This window comes from Streptomyces sp. NRRL F-5630 (assembly GCF_000719475.1).
In the GTDB taxonomy this organism is placed as follows: domain Bacteria; phylum Actinomycetota; class Actinomycetes; order Streptomycetales; family Streptomycetaceae; genus Streptomyces.
Window position 1 is genome coordinate 23,896 of the sequence record NZ_JOGO01000006.1, and the last position, 16,305, is coordinate 40,200.

Annotated in this window: 14 protein-coding genes and 1 tRNA gene; 8 read left to right on the forward strand and 7 right to left on the reverse strand. The window is 73.2% G+C overall.

What is annotated here, in order from left to right:
• Positions 1–329 precede the first annotated feature (329 nt).
• The 6 genes from thrB to IF99_RS0104410 form a co-directional block, all read right to left on the reverse strand.
• Entirely contained in the window at positions 330–1,247 is a 918-nt protein-coding gene (gene thrB, locus IF99_RS0104385; protein ID WP_030994986.1) for a homoserine kinase, read from the reverse strand.
• A 477-nt stretch (positions 1,248–1,724) separates the two neighbouring features.
• Positions 1,725–2,786 (reverse strand): threonine synthase, encoded by a 1,062-nt coding sequence (thrC, locus tag IF99_RS33315; protein ID WP_030994987.1) that lies wholly within the window; start codon positions 2,784–2,786, stop codon positions 1,725–1,727.
• A gap of 6 nt (positions 2,787–2,792) precedes the next feature.
• Positions 2,793–4,094 carry a homoserine dehydrogenase gene (locus IF99_RS33320; protein WP_030994988.1) on the reverse strand — a complete coding sequence of 434 codons (1,302 nt, stop codon included), beginning with the start codon at positions 4,092–4,094 and terminating at the stop codon, positions 2,793–2,795.
• 201 nt (positions 4,095–4,295) lie between these two features.
• Positions 4,296–5,693 (reverse strand): diaminopimelate decarboxylase, encoded by a 1,398-nt coding sequence (gene lysA, locus IF99_RS0104400; RefSeq protein WP_030994989.1) that lies wholly within the window; start codon positions 5,691–5,693, stop codon positions 4,296–4,298.
• Positions 5,694–5,714: 21 nt separating this feature from the next.
• Entirely contained in the window at positions 5,715–6,695 is a 981-nt protein-coding gene (gene nrtL / locus IF99_RS0104405; RefSeq protein WP_030994990.1) for an ArgS-related anticodon-binding protein NrtL, read from the reverse strand.
• A 75-nt stretch (positions 6,696–6,770) separates the two neighbouring features.
• Positions 6,771–7,193: a response regulator gene (locus tag IF99_RS0104410; RefSeq protein WP_078654987.1), complete on the reverse strand. Its 423-nt coding sequence runs from the start codon at positions 7,191–7,193 to the stop codon at positions 6,771–6,773.
• A 180-nt stretch (positions 7,194–7,373) separates the two neighbouring features.
• Between IF99_RS0104410 and IF99_RS0104415 the strand changes: the two genes are divergently transcribed.
• From IF99_RS0104415 to IF99_RS0104425, 3 genes are all read left to right on the forward strand, one after another.
• Positions 7,374–7,445: transfer RNA gene (locus tag IF99_RS0104415), tRNA-Arg, on the forward strand.
• A gap of 339 nt (positions 7,446–7,784) precedes the next feature.
• Entirely contained in the window at positions 7,785–8,162 is a 378-nt protein-coding gene (locus IF99_RS0104420; protein WP_030994992.1) for a VOC family protein, read from the forward strand.
• Between the two features lie 733 nt (positions 8,163–8,895).
• Positions 8,896–9,582: a hypothetical protein gene (locus IF99_RS0104425; RefSeq protein WP_234340586.1), complete on the forward strand. Its 687-nt coding sequence runs from the start codon at positions 8,896–8,898 to the stop codon at positions 9,580–9,582.
• A 69-nt stretch (positions 9,583–9,651) separates the two neighbouring features.
• Here IF99_RS0104425 and IF99_RS0104430 read toward each other — a convergent pair whose 3' ends face one another.
• The gene (locus tag IF99_RS0104430; protein WP_030994994.1) at positions 9,652–10,623 is read right to left on the reverse strand and encodes a Ku protein; all 972 of its coding nucleotides are present in this window, start codon (positions 10,621–10,623) and stop codon (positions 9,652–9,654) included.
• 83 nt (positions 10,624–10,706) lie between these two features.
• Here IF99_RS0104430 and ligD point away from each other — a divergent pair, with 83 nt between their 5' ends.
• The 5 genes from ligD (at position 10,707) to IF99_RS0104455 (ending at position 16,218) form a co-directional block, all read left to right on the forward strand.
• Positions 10,707–11,588, forward strand: a complete 882-nt coding sequence (gene ligD, locus IF99_RS0104435; protein ID WP_030994995.1) for a non-homologous end-joining DNA ligase — start codon at positions 10,707–10,709, stop codon at positions 11,586–11,588.
• A 241-nt stretch (positions 11,589–11,829) separates the two neighbouring features.
• Positions 11,830–12,744, forward strand: a complete 915-nt coding sequence (locus IF99_RS0104440) for a DNA ligase (protein ID WP_051703370.1) — start codon at positions 11,830–11,832, stop codon at positions 12,742–12,744.
• Positions 12,745–12,849: 105 nt separating this feature from the next.
• Positions 12,850–13,254 (forward strand): hypothetical protein, encoded by a 405-nt coding sequence (locus IF99_RS0104445; RefSeq protein WP_030994997.1) that lies wholly within the window; start codon positions 12,850–12,852, stop codon positions 13,252–13,254.
• Positions 13,255–13,342: 88 nt separating this feature from the next.
• Entirely contained in the window at positions 13,343–14,749 is a 1,407-nt protein-coding gene (locus tag IF99_RS0104450; protein WP_030994998.1) for an FtsW/RodA/SpoVE family cell cycle protein, read from the forward strand.
• Positions 14,746–16,218, forward strand: a complete 1,473-nt coding sequence (locus tag IF99_RS0104455) for a penicillin-binding transpeptidase domain-containing protein (RefSeq protein ID WP_030994999.1) — start codon at positions 14,746–14,748, stop codon at positions 16,216–16,218. Before IF99_RS0104450 ends, IF99_RS0104455 begins: the two co-directional genes overlap by 4 nt.
• Positions 16,219–16,305: the final 87 nt, after the last annotated feature.

Consider the following 16,305-nt stretch of genomic DNA (forward strand, 5'->3'; position numbering starts at 1 on the left):
AAGAGGCGGAGGAATACGGTGGTGAAGACGACTGACTCAGCCGTGTCACCAGAAGTGCGTGTCACGGGACTGGGTCACGCCCGTTCCGGAGCGCTTCGGTGCCGCTGCGTGCGTGGCACGTCGCGATACGGGGGCTCCCGGAAGATGAGATGTCCCGCCCGTGTGTTTCGGGGAAAACCGGCGCCCCGAGAAAAATCGGCGCTCCGGGTGGCCCCGGATCCCTGGCGAAGACACGTGGCACCTCGCCGTAGGGCGATCGGGTGCGCAGTTGAGACTAACAATACCGTATCCAACACATATTCCCCCTCTCCTGTGCGGCGACCGTGGGGTCACGGCGCCAGCGGCAGCACACTCGCGCCCGCGGTGTCGACGGGGACGCGGGCCGCTGCCCACTCCTCGCCCGCGAGCCCGGCGACCTTGTCGGCCGCCTCCTCGTCCACCAGCGCGAGGACGGTGGGTCCCGCGCCGGAGATCACCGCGGGCACCCCGTCCGCCCGCAGCCGTTCCACCAGGGCGAGCGACTCGGGCATCGCCGGCCCCCGGTACTCCTGGTGGAGACGGTCCTCTGTCGCCGCGAAGAGCAGCCCGGGGCGCCTGGTCAGGGCCTCGACGAGCAGCGCGGCGCGCCCCGCGTTCGCCGCCGCGTCGGTGTGCGGCACCGTGCGCGGGAGGAGTCCCCTGGCGGTCTCGGTGAGCACCGGGCGCCCGGGGACGAAGACGACGGGGACGACGGAGCCGGCGGGCGTCATCCGGACCGCCCGGGCGAGCCCGCCCTCCATCCACGAGAGCGTGAACCCGCCGAGCAGGCAGGCCGCGACGTTGTCGGGGTGGCCCTCGATCTCGGTGGCGAGTTCGAGGAGGGCCTGCGTGTCGAGCCGGCTCTCGCCGCCGGTCGTCACGGCGCGCGCGGCGACGATCCCGGCGCAGATGGCCGCCGAGGAGGAGCCGAGCCCGCGCCCGTGCGGGATGCGGTTGGCGCAGACGATCTCCAGGCCGCGCGGCTGCCCGCCGAGCAGGTCGAAGGCGGCGCGCAGGGACCGGACAAGGAGGTGCTTCTCGTCACGCGGCAGCGTCTCGCTGCCCTCACCGGCTATGTCGATGCGCAGTCCCGAGTCGGCGACCCGCACCACGACGTCGTCGTAGAGGCCGAGCGCGAGCCCGAAGGCGTCGAAGCCGGGACCCAGGTTGGCGCTGGAGGCGGGGGTGCGCACCCGGACGGCGGCGGCGCGAAAGGCGGGACCGGCCATCGCGTGGGGACTCTCCTTGTGTTCCTCGGGCGGGGACTGCACCGTGCGGCGCGGGGCGGGCCGCTGGAGGCGGCAGCCCTCGCGGTGACTGTCGCGGGGCGGGCTGGTGGGGATTGGGGTGCGGGGGCGGGGATTTCCACGCTTCCGGCGAATCCCCCCCGGAACGTCCGGATCACATCCGGGCGCGTGGGATCGTACGGCCACAACGGCAGCGGCACCGCGGCACAAGCGGCGGGGCAGGTGAGGCACAGCCTATCGAAGGAAGCGCCCGCCGCGACATAGGGCGCACGGGAGGCGCATGACGCGTGTCGCCGGGAGGCAGTGCGACCCCCGCGACTTCTGACGGTCCCGCACGTCTTGTCCGGATTCAGCAGGGCGGATGATGGGCGCGCGCGGGTTCCCGCCGGCGCGGGGCGGGGCGCCGCCGTCCCTCGTTCGGGGAGCGTCCCCGCACAGGGACGGCGGCGTCCGCGCGTGTCAGCCCGTCAGGCCGAGGCGGTGCGCCGCAGCGGCGGCGTCGACCGGGATGACGGTGGGGCGCGGGGCGCCCTCGGTCGCGCGGTCGGGGTCCTTGAGGCCGTTGCCCGTCACGGTGCAGACGATGCGCTGCCCCGGGTCGACGAGGCCCTGCTCGGCGGCCTTGAGCAGCCCGGCGACCGAGGCGGCGGAGGCGGGCTCGACGAAGACACCCTCCTGCCCCGCCAACAGCCGGTACGCGGCGAGGATCTGGCGGTCGGTCACCTCGTCGATGAGGCCGCCCGACTCCTCGCGCGCCGCGAGCGCCTGCGCCCAGGAGGCGGGGTTGCCGATGCGGATCGCGGTGGCGAGCGTACGGGGGTCCTTCACGACCTCGCCGCGCACGATCGGCGCCGAACCGCTCGCCTGGAAGCCCCACATGCGCGGGGTGCGGCGCGCGACGCCGTCGGCCGCGTACTCGCGGTACCCCTTCCAGTAGGCCGTGATGTTGCCCGCGTTGCCGACCGGCAGCACGTGGATGTCGGGTGCGTCGCCGAGCGCGTCGACGATCTCGAACGCGGCGGTCTTCTGGCCCTCGATGCGCACCGGGTTGACCGAATTCACCAGCGAGACCGGGTAGTTGTCGGCGAGCGCGCGGGCGAGAGTCAGGCAGTCGTCGAAGTTCCCCTCGACCTGGAGGATCTTGGCGCCGTGCACGAGGGCCTGGCCCATCTTGCCGAGCGCGATCTTGCCCTGCGGCACGAGCACCGCGCTGACCATGCGGGCGCGCACCGCGTAGGCGGCGGCCGAGGCGGAGGTGTTGCCCGTCGAGGCGCAGATGACGGCCTTGGCGCCCTCCTCCTTGGCGCGCGTGATCGCCATCGTCATGCCGCGGTCCTTGAAGGACCCGGTCGGGTTGGCGCCCTCGACCTTGAGGAACACCTCGCACCCGGTGCGCTCGGAGAGCACCTGGGCGGGGACGAGGGGTGTGCCGCCCTCGCCGAGCGTGACGGCCTCGGTCGTGTCCTTGACCGGGAGCCGGTCCCGGTACTCCTCGATGATGCCGCGCCACTGGTGGACCATGACTGCCTACTCTCCTTCAACCCGCATGATGCTGGCGACGCCCCGGACGGTGTCGAGCTTGCGCAGCGCCTCGACGGTGCTGCTGAGGGCCGCGTCGGGGGCCCGGTGGGTGACGACGACGAGACTCGCCTCGCCGCTGCCGTCGCCCCGGCCCTGCTGGCGCACGGTGTCGATCGACACGCCCTGCGCGGCGAAGACCGTCGCCACCTGGGCGAGGACACCGGGCTTGTCGGCGACGTCCAGGCTGATGTGGTAGCGCGTGACGACCTCACCCATCCCGGAGACGGTCAGTCCCGCGTACGCGGACTCGCCGGGCCCGGTGGCCCCCGCGAGCCGGTTGCGGCACACCGCGACGAGGTCGCCGAGCACCGCGGACGCGGTCGGCGCGCCGCCGGCCCCGGGCCCGTAGAACATGAGCCGTCCGGCCGCCTCGGACTCGACGAAGACGGCGTTGTACGCCTCGCGGACGCCCGCGAGCGGGTGGCTGAGCGGCAGCATCGCGGGGTGCACGCGCGCGCTGACGCCGCTGCCGTCGGCACCGCGCTCGCAGATCGCGAGGAGCTTGATGGTGCAGCCCATGGCGCGTGCCGAGGCGAAGTCGGCGGCGGTCACCTCGGTCATGCCCTCGCGGTGCACGTCGTCGATGCCGACGCGGGTGTGGAAGGCGATGCCCGCGAGGATCGCGGCCTTCGCGGCGGCGTCGAAGCCCTCGACGTCGGCCGTCGGGTCGGCCTCCGCGTAGCCGAGCGCGGTGGCCTCGTCCAGGGCCTCCTGGTAGCCCGCCCCGGTCGAGTCCATCTTGTCGAGGATGAAGTTGGTCGTGCCGTTGACGATGCCGAGGACGCGGTGCACGTGGTCGCCCGCGAGGGACTCGCGCAGGGGACGCAGGAGCGGGATGGCGCCCGCGACGGCGGCCTCGTAGTAGAGGTCGCGGCCGTGCTCGACGGCGGCGGCGTGCAGCGCGGGGCCGTCCTTGGCGAGGAGCGCCTTGTTCGCCGAGACGACCGAGGCGCCGTGCGCGAAGGCGGTCGTGATGAGGGTGCGGGCGGGCTCGATCCCGCCGATGACCTCGATGACGACATCGAGGTCGCCGCGTTTGACGAGCGCGGTCGCGTCCGTCGTGATGAGGGCGGGGTCGATGCCCTCGCGCACCTTGTCGGGGCGGCGCACGGCGACGCCCGCGAGTTCGACGGGGGCTCCGATGCGGGCGGCGAGGTCGTCGGCGTGCGTCGTCATGATGCGCGCCACCTCTGAGCCGACTACCCCACAGCCAAGGAGCGCCACCTTCAGCGGACGCGTGCGCATCATCCGACCTCGTTTCGTCTTTCCGTGTCGTTCCGCGGGCTTCCGCGTGTTCCGTGGCGCGGAAGCCTCTGTGTCGCGGTGGTTCCAGTCTCACGCACGACCCGGGGGTTTCCGCCCCGCGTCCGATGCGTGAGACAAGCATTCCGTACGCCCGCGGGGCGCCGTGACCCGCCCCGCCACGACGCCCCGCGCCCTCGCCCCGGCTCAGCCGACGTCGAGCCGGAGCAGGTCCTCCTCCGTCTCGCGGCGCACGATGACGCGGGCCCGCCCGTCCCGTACGGCCACGACGGGCGGGCGCAGCGCGTGGTTGTAGTTGCTCGCCATCGAGCGGCAGTACGCGCCCGTCGCCGGCACGGCGAGCAGATCGCCCGGCGCGAGGTCGGCGGGGAGGAAGGCGTCGCGCACGACGATGTCGCCACTCTCACAGTGCTTGCCCACGACGCGGACGAGCATCGGCTCGGCGCCGGAGACCCGGGAGGCGAGCGCGACGGAGTACTCGGCGTCGTAGAGCGCGGTGCGGATGTTGTCCGACATGCCGCCGTCGACGGAGACGTACGTGCGCAGTCCCTCCAGCGGCTTGATCGTGCCGACCTCGTACAGCGTGAAGGCGGTGGGCCCGACGATGGCCCGGCCGGGCTCGACGGAGATGCGGGGCACGGCGAGCCCGGCGCTCTCGCACTCGCGCGTGACGATGTCGCCGAGCGCCTTGGCGATCTCGTGCGGCTCGCGCGGGTCGTCGTCGGAGGTGTACGCGATGCCGAGGCCGCCGCCGAGGTCGATCTCGGGCAGTTCGACGCCGTGCTCGTCGCGGATCTCGGCGAGCAGTCCGACGACGCGGCGCGCGGAGACCTCGAAGCCCGCCATGTCGAAGATCTGCGAGCCGATGTGCGAGTGGATGCCGACCAGCTCGACGCCGTCGAGCGTGAGCGCGCGGCGCACGGCCTCGGCGGCCTGTCCCCCGGCGAGCGCGAGGCCGAACTTCTGGTCCTCGTGCGCGGTCGCGATGAACTCGTGGGTGTGCGCCTCGACGCCCACGGTGACACGGATCTGCACGCGCTGGACGCGGTCGAGCGCCTGCGCGGTGTGCGCGACGCGGACGAGTTCCTGGAAGGAGTCGACGACGATGCGGCCGACCCCGGCGGCGACGGCGCGCTCGATCTCGGCGGCCGTCTTGTTGTTGCCGTGGAAGGCGATGCGCTCGGCGGGCATCCCCGCGTCGAGCGCCGTGAGCAGCTCCCCGCCCGAGCACACGTCGAGGTTGAGCCCCTCCTCGTGGAGCCAGCGCACGACGGCACGGCTGAGGAACGCCTTGCCCGCGTAGAAGACGTCGGCGCCCTCGCCGAAGGCGGAACGCCAGTCGCGGCAACGGGCCCTGAAGTCCTCCTCGTCGAGGAAGTAGGCGGGCGTGCCGAACTCCTCGACGAGGCGCGTCACGGGTACGCCGCCGACGCTGAGCGCGCCTTCCTCGGCCGGGTCGCGGCGGACGGTGCGGGCCCAGACCTTCGGGTCGAGGGCGTTGAGGTCGGCCGGCGGGGCCGCGTAGTGGCCCTCGGGGAGGACGTCTCCGTGGCGGGGACCGGCGGGGTGGGCGGAACGGCTCATGGCTGTCGTGCTCTCTATCGTTCAGACGTACGGGGGCGCGCTGATGCCGAGCAGGGTCAGGCCACCGGCGAGCACCGTCCCGGCGGCTTCGGCGAGGGCCAGCCGGGCGCGGTGGGCGGCCCCGGGTTTGAGCCCGCCGAGCGGGAGCAGCCCGCCGGTGCGGTCGTGGAGGTCGAGCAGGGCGTCGGCGACCCGCACGAGACGGCGCGCGAGCCGGTCGGGCGCGCGGTGCTCGGCGGCGCGCAGCAGCACGACGGGGTGCTCGGCGAGCAGCGCGAGCAGTGGCGCGGCGTGCGGGCCGCTGTCCCCGGGCTCGGGGGCGTATCCGAGCGCGGCGGCGTTGCGCACGAGGGCGAGGGCGCGGGAGTGCGCGTACCGCACGAGGAAGAGGGGGTTCTCGACGCGCTGGACGAGCAGGGCGGCGTCGAGGCGCGGGCGGTCGGCGGGGGCGGTGTGCAGGAGGGCCCAGCGGCGCGACTCGGGATCGAGGGGGGCGGTCCGCTCGTAGGGGGGCGCGGCGCGGAGGGGTTCGCCGGTCGTCTCGCTCACGTCGGCCTGGCCGCCCTGAGCGCGGGTGAGGCGTACGACGGCCTCGGCGAGGACGTGGGCGCGCTCGCCGAGGGGACGGAGCGTGACGCGGTGCCCGGCGAGAGCGTCGCCGCGGCGGGGGGCGAGGGTCTCGGCGACGAGGTCGCGCTCGTACGTGGCGGGGTCGGAGAGCGCGAAGTTGAGGAAGCCGGGCCCCGTGACGCGGACGTCGGCGAGGCGCGGATCGTGCCGCAGCCGCTCGCGGAGGATACCGGCGAGGACGAGCGGGGACGTGTGCGCGGGCCCGGCCGCGAGGAGCGCGACGTTGCAGGCGTAGTCCCCGTACCCCCCGGGCCGCGGCACGGCGACGGTGACCCGCCCCAGCACCTCCTGCGGCACGGAGGCGACCTCTCCGTCGGCGACGGCACACCGCAGCGCACCGAGGACGGTGCGGGAGAGTTCTGCGGGGGTCACGGGTCCAGCGTAGGGGAGGGGGGAGGGGTGGGGGCGAATGGATAAGGAGGAGGTCCCGGAATGTGGACGGGCGGCTCACTCGCCCTCGTCCGCGCCGCCCTCTCCTCGTTCGACGGAGACCCTGCGCCCGCGCTCGGCGAGTTCGCGCACGGCGGCGACGAGGCACTCGGGCTCGAAGGGCTTGGCGACGAAGAGATCGATCTCGGTGAGCGAGCGCCCGGCCTCGCCGACGCTGGAGGCACTGACCATGGCGAGCGGGACGTGGCGCGTACGCGGATCGGCCCGCAGCCGCTCGGCGGTCCGGACCCCGTCGAGCCGGGGCATGACAAGGTCGAGCGTGATGACGTCGGGCCGCACCTCGTGCACGATCTCCAGGCACTCGGCACCATCGGCCGCGGTCACGACCTCGAAGCCTTCCAGTTCGAGATTGACCCTGATCAGCTGCCGGATCATCTTGTTGTCATCGACGACAAGAACCCGGCCGGTCGCCCCTGGCACAACCCCGAGCCTAGGCGCGCTCCTCGCCCCTCGTCCCGGCTTTCCCCACATCCACCTCCACGGAGGGACCCACCCGGACGCCCGTACGGACCCCCTCCCCCAGCCCCGGAATACCTGGTCACGCCCACCCACCCGAAGCTGATACTGTTCTACCCGTCGCCGCCCCACAGCGGCCGACACGCCCCCGTAGCTCAGGGGATAGAGCAACGGCCTCCGGAGCCGTGTGCGCAGGTTCGAATCCTGCCGGGGGCACTCGCCAGAGATCAGCGGAAACACGGCGCTGAGCTGGGCGGATGCCGAGAGGAGAGGGCGGGAGTCAGTTTCACTGACTCCCGCCCTTTCTCGTTCCCTCCCACCGTTCGCGTGTGAGCCACTGCGGGCAAGCGCGCATACTGCCCAGCTCACAGCCTCACGGTGGAGACGCAGTAGATCCACCCCACAGCCCGGAGAGGCGCGCCGCCGGGACGGCCCCGGGACAACGCCTCGAACGTGCACCGCGCCGGGCTGAGCCGAAGCTCGACTGCTGCGCTGCAGTTCCGCCTCCTACTCCGGCTGGAAATGGTGATCTGGCGTCGTGAGACGCTGACGTTCATGCTCGCCAAGCTGCAGTGTGTGGTGTTGGACTGTGCGGATGTCGTTGAGCTGTCCGGGTTCTACCAGTCGCTTCTAGGCGGTGTGGTGAACCAGCCGGATCCGCGGTGGTCACTCGGCGAGGGCTGGGCGACGCTCCATGCCGATGATGGGTTCGTGCTGGCCTTCCAGAGGGTGGTGGCTCATCGGCCGCCACAGTGGCCGGATGCCTCTCGGCCCCAGCAGTTCCACCTCGACCTGGAGGTCGAGGACTTGGGCCAGGCCCAGGAAAAGATCCTCAAACAGGGCGCCACACTGCTCGACGCGGGTGATGGAAAGCGGAGTTGGCGGATTTTCGCGGATCCCGCAGGGCACCCGTTCTGTCTCGTCCGGCACTGAAGCAGGCGCCGCAGGGTGCGGCCACCCGTTGATCACCGTGAAGTGTGTGGGCTGTGGGGGAGGTTCAAGCCAGTTGGGCCCCGCCGTCGGAATGGGCTGGCGAAGACCGCCCGCGTGGGCGGGGTTCCCGGCTCCAATGGCGCTTCGGCCTGGGCTTGGGTGTCAGGCCGTGCTGTTCCGGGACGTGCGTGATGGTAGGCGGTGAAGGCTGAGGGGGGAACGACGGCCGCGCTGAACCAGAGGAACGGCGCCGCCTGTCCGAGGGCGAGGAGCGCCAGGGTGGTGGCGCCGAAGGCCGCTGCGTACGTGGGGAGTTGAACCGCGCGCGGGATCGTGGACCGTGCTTTCAGCGAGGCGAACATTCTTCGGAACACGGCCGCGGCAAGCGGCGCAGCCACCCGTCGGGCGAGGGACCCGCCCAGCCGATGACGCGAATGAAACCCCACCAGGCGGAGAGCGTCAGCAGTTCCAGTAGGAGCGCCAATCCCCCTTGACGAAGAAGAAGACGCGAGCAGCAGGTGGGAGCGGGGGTGACCGCGGGGCCGCCTCGGCTGCACGAAGGCTCCCGGCAGGCGGGCACGCAACCGACCAGGTCTTGCACGGCCCCCGGACGATTCGGGTGACGAGGTCTGAGGCAGGTGGCGCCGGCTGCTGGGCTTCGCCGGCGAGGTACGGGCCACCGCGCGGGCTGCCCGGTTGTGGCTGTTCCGCAGGCATGGAGCACACTGCCCTGATGGAGGAGTGGGAGCAGGACGAGGCGTACAGGCAGTGGCGGGCGTCCTTGGGGGTGTTGCTGTCGGATGCCGGTCGGCTGGCCGCGTGGCAGGAGCGGCGCTACCGGTTCGCCTGGGAGTTGGGGGCGGTTCTCACCAAGGCGTCCGGCGAGACGCCGGCTCTGACCGGCCCCGCTCTGTACGGGGTCTTTCTGCCGTCGACGGGGCTCTGTTACGTCGGGCAGACCCGGGATGCGGAGCGGCGCCTCAACGACCTGCCGGTGGGTGAGAGCCACCACCTCGCGAATACCGTGCCTCCCGAATTGTGGGAGAGAGTCGTGGTCGTGCGCTGGCCGGTCCTCCTGGACGGGGCACCGGCCGGGGACCAGAAGGCAGCGGCGGATGGCGACGAGATCGTCACGGGACTGGCCCTGGAGTACCTGCTCCAGCTGACCTTTACGCCCCCGCTCAACAGTCGGCGACGGCACCGGGACGGCATGTGGCGTCCCAGGAACCTTGCCGCCAGCAAGTCACGCGGCGCTGTCGCCGCAAGGAATCTGCCGGGCCTTTGGGCCCTGGTCCGGACCGCATGGCTGGAGCTGGCGGAGTGCCCGGCCCCGGCAGACGGCACCTCGGTGGTCACTTCGCCCGCGGGGCGGGCCGTCTTCCCCTCGGCGCTGCACCAAGATTCCTCACCCTCCGCGTAGCCCCCCTCGCCCCACCCCGCAGCGGCTTCGCCCTCCCCCTGTCGAACGCCGGGAAGGGGCCCGGTGGGGTCAGGAGGCTTTTTTGCGGGAGGGGGGTGTCTTCTTCTTCGGGGCTGTTTTCTTCGCGGCCGTCTTCTTCGCCGGGGCTGATTTCTTGGCCGGGGTGGTCTTCTTCGCGGAGGCCGTCTTCTTCTTGGGGGCCGCCTTCTTCTTCCTGTCCTCCAGTTGGTGGACCTCGGCGACCTCCTCCTCCGAGGGGTCCGCGCCGCGGGACTTCTGGGCCGCCTTCACGCTGTTCTCCAGGGCCGCCATCAGGTCGATGACCTTGCCGCCGCCCGCCGGGCGTTCGGGGGCCGGGAGTTCGTGGCCCTCGGTCTTCGCCGCGATCATCTCCTCGACGGCCTGCCGGTAGTCGTCGTGGAGGTCGTTCACGTCGACCTCTCCGAGGGTGTCCATGAGGGACTCGGCGAGGTCGAGTTCCTTGTCGCGGACCTTGACGTCCTCGGTGGGTGCGACGCCCTCGGGGGCGCGGATCTCGTCGGGCCAGTGCAGGCCGTGCAGGACGAGGACGTCGCCGACGACCCGGAGCATCCCGAGGCGCTCCTTGCCGCGCAGGGCGAACTTCGCGAGTGCGACGCGGTTGCCGCGCTTGAGCGCCTCGCGCAGCAGCGTGTACGGCTTCGCGGCGTTCGAGCCGCCCGAGGCGAGGTAGTAGGCGGCGTCCATCTGGAGCGGGTCGATGCTGTCGGCGGGAACGAAGGCGACGATGTCGATCGTCTTGGTGGTCGGCAGCGGGAGCGAGGCGAGGTCCTCGTCGGTGATCGGGATGAGGCTGCCGTCCGCGTCCTCGTACGCCTTGCCGATCTCGTCGCCCGGGATCTCCTTGTCCTCCAGTTCGCACACCTTGCGGTAGCGGACCCGGCCGCCGTCCTCGGTGTGGATCTGGCGGAAGGAGACGGTGTGGTTCTCGGTGGCGTTGACGAGTTTCACCGGGATGCTGACCAGGCCGAAGGAGACCGCGCCGTTCCAGATCGATCGCACGTGGCTGCCTTTCGCCGGAGGGCTCCCGCCGTGGACTCGCGCCGGGAAGGGTGGGCGCCCGCTTTGCGTGGAATTCTTATCGTATGACGCCGATCACACATGTGGCGGGGCGACGGCTCGCGCTGAGCAATCTGGAGAAGGTGCTGTACCCGGGCGACGGCTTCACGAAGGGGGAGGTGCTGCACTACTACGCGGGGGTGGCGGAGGTCATGCTGCCGCACCTGCGGAACCGGCCCGTCTCCTTCCTGCGGTATCCGGACGGGCCCTCGGGCCAGCGCTTCTTCTCCAAGAATCCGCCGCCCGGTACGCCCGAATGGGTAAGGGTCGCCCGTGTCGAGCGCTCGGAGGGGGCGGGCGAGCAGGTGGTGATCGACGACCTGGCCTCGCTCATGTGGGCGGCGAACCTGGTGACGGAGTTCCATACGCCGCAGTGGCGACTGGACGCGCAGGGGCTCGCGGACCGGCTCGTGCTCGATCTGGACCCCGGCGAGCCCGCGACGATCGTCGAGTGCGGGATCGTCGCACGGTGGCTGCGGAAGCGGCTGGCGCGGGACGGACTGACCGCCTACGCGAAGACGTCGGGCTCCAAGGGCCTGCATCTGCTCGCGCCGCTCGTCCCCGCGCCGTCGTCCGAGGTCACGGCGTACGCGAAGAAGCTGGCCGTGGAGGCGGAGGAGGAACTCCCGGACCTCGCGCTGCACCGCATGACGAGGAAGCTCCGCGCGGGCAAGGTCTTCGTCGACTTCAGCCAGAACGCGGCAGCGAAGACGACGGCGACCCCGTACACCGTCCGCGCCCGCGACTACCCCACCGTCTCGGCCCCGCTGACCTGGGCGGAGGTCGAGGCTTGCGAGGACCCGGAGGACCTGGTGGTCCTGGCCCAGGACATCCCGTCCCGCCTGGAGAAGCACGGCGAGCTCCTCGCGCCACTGGTGGCGGGCGAGGGAGCGGGGGAACTGCCGTGAGGGCGCGCGGGGGCGGGAGGACCGGCGCGAGGGAGCACGACGGCGGAACCGCCGCGGAGGCATACCGCGGCGGAGGAACCGCCGCGGACGGGTGGGGCGGCGGCGACACCGGTGCGACGGCCCGCCCGGCGCACACCGGGTGCGCCGCCGCGCCCGGCGGGCGGGACCGCGCGCGTACGGGGCCCGCGTGGCGGCGGCCGGTGCGGTGTCCCCGGCCGGGCCGCCGGACGGGGTGGGGCTCGTGAGCGGGCTGCCTCCCGGCTTCGAGCTGCCTCTCCGTGCCGCCCTCGCCGAGGCCGTCGACCGGCTGCCCTGTGGGGCCGGGTGGGTGTACGAGCCGAAGTTCGACGGGCACCGGATGCTCGTGGTGCGGGGGGAGCACGTCGTGTTGCAGGCACGGTCGGGGCGGCGGGTGACCGGCGCCTTTCCCGATCTCGTGGAGGCCGCGGAGCGGTTGCCCGAGGGGACCGTGCTCGACGGGGAGGTCGTGGTGTGGACGCAGGGGCGCACCGATTTCGCCGCCGTGCAGCGGCGGGCCGCGGCGACCGCAGCGCGGGCCCCGGCGCTCGCGCGGGCGCTGCCCGCCTCGTACGCCGCCTTCGACCTCCTCGCGCTCGACGGTGAGGACCTGCGGCGGCGGCCGTACGAGGAACGCCGCGCCCGGCTCGTCAGCCTGCTCACGCCGCTCGGGCCTCCGCTCCAGGCCGTGCCCGCGACGTACGCGCGCGACACGGCGCTCCAGTGGTACGAGGCGCTCGCGGGAACCGGCGTCGAGGGCATCGTCGCCAAGCGGGCGCGGCAGGGTTACCAGGGCGGGCGGCGGGCGTGGCGCAAGGTGCGGCACCGCGACACGAAGGACGCGCTCGTCCTCGGGTACGTCGGCGCGCGGCGCGCGCCGCGGCTGCTCGTGCTCGCCCTGCCGGGTGACGGCACCCCCGTCGCCTCCCGGCCGCTCTCCCCCGCGCTGCGCGCCGGGGCCTCGGCCGCGCTGCCCGCCGACGAGGAGGGCGCGGCGGAGGCGGTGGTCACGGCCGCCGGTGTCGGGGAGGTCCCGTACACGGCGGTGCGGCCCGGCGGGGTCGTGGAGGTGCGGCAGGAGACCACACGGCAGGGGACGGTGGAGGCCGTGCGGTTCCGGGGCGGGCCCGGGGAGTGAGCGCTCGCCGTGACACCTTGCGGTCTTTTGCGATCTCTCCATGCGCCTTTTACGTTGATTCATGACCATATGTGGTCGCTTCGTCACACTCCAGGGAGTCCTTCCATGCCGCACCGGAAACCCGCCGCACTCGCCCTCCTCACCGCCACCGCCGCCCTCCTCTCCCCCGCCGCCGCGGCTCACGCCGACACGGCCCCCGACGGCGGCAGGGCCCCCTACGCCCAGACGGCTCCCGGCGCCGGTGCGGGCCCCCGCGCCGTCTTCGGCGAGACGCCGGCCAGCGCGCACGGCCGCGTCGTGGCGCGCGAGGGCCTGACCCTGCGCGACGCCCCGCGCCGCGCGGGGACCGAGGTCGGGCGCCGCCCGTACGGCGACAGCGTCGCGATCCACTGCGCCATGCTCGGCGAGCGCGTCCACGGCGAGGACCGCTGGTACCTCCTGACGGACGGGACCTGGGTGGCGACGCCGAGCAGGTCGATCGAGACCGACGGCGTGCCGCGCCCCTGCTGAACCCGTCCCGCGCGACCGCGGACCCGCCTCCCGCCGACTCCACCTCGCATAACGGGACATTGCGTACCCCGCTTGCTACGTTCCCGGCATGACCGGAACCAGGACGGCCGACGCGGCGGCGGGCCTCGCGGCGCGCGCCGTGCCGCCCGTCCGCCGGCGGGGGGTCGAGCTGGGACTGCTCGTGCTCGCCGTGGGGCTCGTGCTGCTCGGGTACGTCGCCGTGGGGCTCACGCGCGAGGACCGCGTCCCGCCGGACGCGCTGCGCAATCTCGCCGGGCTCGGGGGCCTCGCGCTCCTCGCGCACCTCCTCGTCCGCCTCCGCGCCCCGTACGCCGATCCGCTCCCGCTGCCGATCGGCGTGCTGCTCAACGGCATCGGCCTCGTCCTCATCTACCGCCTCGACCTCCAGACCCCGGGCGATCGCGCGGCGCCCGCGCAACTGGTGTGGTCGATGACGGGTTTCGCGCTGTTCCTCTGCGTCGTGGCGCTGCTGCCCGACTACCGCCTCCTCCAGCGCTTCGCCTACCTCGCGATGGCCGCCGCGCTCGTCCTGATGGTCGTGCCGATCTTCTTCCCCGCCGTGAACGGGGCGCGGATCTGGCTGCGCTTCGGGGACTTCTCGTTCCAGCCGGGCGAGTTCGCGAAGGTGCTGCTCGCCGTCTTCTTCGCGAGCTACCTCGCCGCGAACCGCGCGGCGCTGCGCCACACCGGCCGCAGGCTGCTGTGGACGCGGCTGCCGAGCGCGCGCGTCATCGGCCCCGTCCTGATGGTGTGGCTCCTGAGCGTCGGTGTGCTCGTCCTGGAACGCGACCTCGGGACCTCGCTGCTCTTCTTCGGGCTCTTCGTCGTGCTGCTGTACGTCGCGACGGGGCGCACGGGGTGGATCGCGGCCGGGCTCGTCCTCGCCTCGCTCGGGGCGTGGGCGGTGGGCACCCTGGAGCCGCACGTGCACCAGCGCGTCGAGGACTGGCTGCACCCCTTCGCCTCGATCGACGCGGGCGAGGGCCCCGGCCAGCTCGCGCAGTCCCTCTTCGCCTTCGCCGCCGGGGGCTTCACGGGCACGGGACTCGGCGCGGGGCACTCCCTCCTCATCGGCTTCGCGACGAAGTCCGACTTCATCCTCGCGACGGCGGGCGAGGAGCTGGGCCTCGCGGGCCTCACGGCTCTCTTCCTCCTCTACGCGCTGCTCGTCGCGCGCGGCTTCCGTACGGGTCTCGAACTCCCCGACACCTTCGGGCGGCTGCTCGCGACCGGGCTCGCCTCGATCGTCGCGCTCCAGGTCTTCGTCATCGCGGGCGGCGTGACGGGGCTGATCCCGCTCACGGGCATGGCGATGCCCTTCCTCGCCCAGGGCGGCTCCTCGGTCGTCACGAACTGGATCATCGTGGCGCTGCTGCTGCTCATGAGCGACCGGGCGGCGCGCGTCGGTGACGTGCGGGAGCCACCGGACGGGCAGGCGCGGGCCGGGGACGCGCGGGACGGGGAGGGGGCGTGAGCCGCTACCAGCGGCGCGCCGCCTTCTTCTGCCTCCTGCTCCTGGTCGCCCTCGTGCTCAACGCCGTCCGCGTCCAGCTCGTCCGCGCCTCCGCCTACGACAGCAACCCCGCCAACCGCCGTGCCGCGATCGCCCGTTGGGACCGCCCGCGCGGGGACATCCTCGTCGGAGGCCACCCCGTCACGGGCTCGCGGGACACGCACGAGCAACTGCGCTGGGAGCGCACGTACACCGAAGGGCCGCTCTACGCGCCCGTCACGGGCTTCGCCTCGCAGGTGTACGGGAGCACGCTCCTGGAGCGCGCCGAGGACGGCCTGCTGACCGGCACCGCTCCCGGGCTGCGCGCCTTCCCGCTGTGGAACGACCTCGTGCGCGCGCGGCCCGGGGGCGGGAACGTCGTCACGACGATCGACCCGAAGGCGCAGCGCGCCGCGTACGAGGGCCTCGCGGGCCGCACCGGCGCCGTCGCCGCGCTCGACCCGTCCACGGGGCGCGTCCTCGCACTGGTCAGCTCGCCCTCGTACGACCCCGGCGAGCTGTCGGGGACGAGCCGCTCCGCAACGGCGGCCTGGGCGCGCCTGACGGCCGATCCGGCGCAGCCGCTCCTCAACCGCGCGCTGCGCCAGACCTACCCGCCGGGCTCGGCCTTCAAGATCGTGACGGCGGCGGCGGCACTGGACTCGGGCACGGTGCGCGACGTGGACGAGGAGACGGACGCGCCGGACCCGTACCGGCTGCCGGGGAGCGACACGAGGCTCGCGAACGAGGTGGAGGGGTGCGGGGACGCGAGTCTGCGCTACGCCTTCCGCTGGTCGTGCAACACGGTGTTCGCGGCGCTCGGGGTACGGACCGGGCTCGGCGACATGGCGCGCGCGGCCGGGCGCTTCGGCTTCAACGAGTCCGGGCTCGGCATTCCCTCGCCCGTCGTGCGCTCCGTCTTCGGCACGCGCCTCGACAAGGCGCAGCTCGCGCTCTCCTCGATCGGGCAGTACGACACGCGTGCCACACCGCTCCAGATGGCGATGGTCGCCTCGGCCGTCGCGTCCGGCGGCTCGGTGCCGCGCCCGCGGCTGGTCGAGCGCACCACGACGCACGGCGGGCGCCTCGTGGACGCGCCGCCCTCGCACACGCTGCGGCAGGCCATGACCGCGTCGACGGCGGCACGGCTGCGGGACCTCATGGTGGACGCGGTCGAGAAGGGGACCGGGCGGCGCGCGGCGATCGAGGGGGCGACGGTGGGCGGCAAGACGGGCACCGCGCAGCACGGGGTCGGCAACAAGGGGACCCCGTACGCGTGGTTCGTCTCGTGGGCGCAGGGGCGCGACGCGCCCTCGCCGCAGGTCGCCGTGGCGGTCGTGGTCGAGGACGCTTCGGCGGACCGGGGCGAGATCAGCGGGGGCGGCAACGCGGCCCCGATCGCCCGCGCGGTGATGGCGGCGGTGGTCGGCGAGGGGGCGGCGAAGCGCTGAGGGGCGGGGGGCCTCCTGCCCACGGCGCGACCTCGCCCCTCGGCGTCACCCCTCCGCCCGGCCCGCTCACCCTTTGCCGCGTCCCGG

Bases quoted from the DNA above. Each gene is read 5' to 3' on its own strand.
- IF99_RS0104420 (WP_030994992.1), top strand. From the start codon at position 7,785: ATGCTCGCCAAGCTGCAGTGTGTGGTGTTGGACTGTGCGGATGTCGTT.
- thrC (WP_030994987.1), bottom strand. From the start codon at position 2,786: ATGGTCCACCAGTGGCGCGGCATCATCGAGGAGTACCGGGACCGGCTC.
- ligD (WP_030994995.1), top strand. From the start codon at position 10,707: ATGACGCCGATCACACATGTGGCGGGGCGACGGCTCGCGCTGAGCAAT.
- IF99_RS33320 (WP_030994988.1), bottom strand. From the start codon at position 4,094: ATGATGCGCACGCGTCCGCTGAAGGTGGCGCTCCTTGGCTGTGGGGTA.
- IF99_RS0104425 (WP_234340586.1), top strand. From the start codon at position 8,896: ATGGAGGAGTGGGAGCAGGACGAGGCGTACAGGCAGTGGCGGGCGTCC.
- IF99_RS0104450 (WP_030994998.1), top strand. From the start codon at position 13,343: ATGACCGGAACCAGGACGGCCGACGCGGCGGCGGGCCTCGCGGCGCGC.
- lysA (WP_030994989.1), bottom strand. From the start codon at position 5,693: ATGAGCCGTTCCGCCCACCCCGCCGGTCCCCGCCACGGAGACGTCCTC.
- thrB (WP_030994986.1), bottom strand. From the start codon at position 1,247: ATGGCCGGTCCCGCCTTTCGCGCCGCCGCCGTCCGGGTGCGCACCCCC.
- IF99_RS0104445 (WP_030994997.1), top strand. From the start codon at position 12,850: ATGCCGCACCGGAAACCCGCCGCACTCGCCCTCCTCACCGCCACCGCC.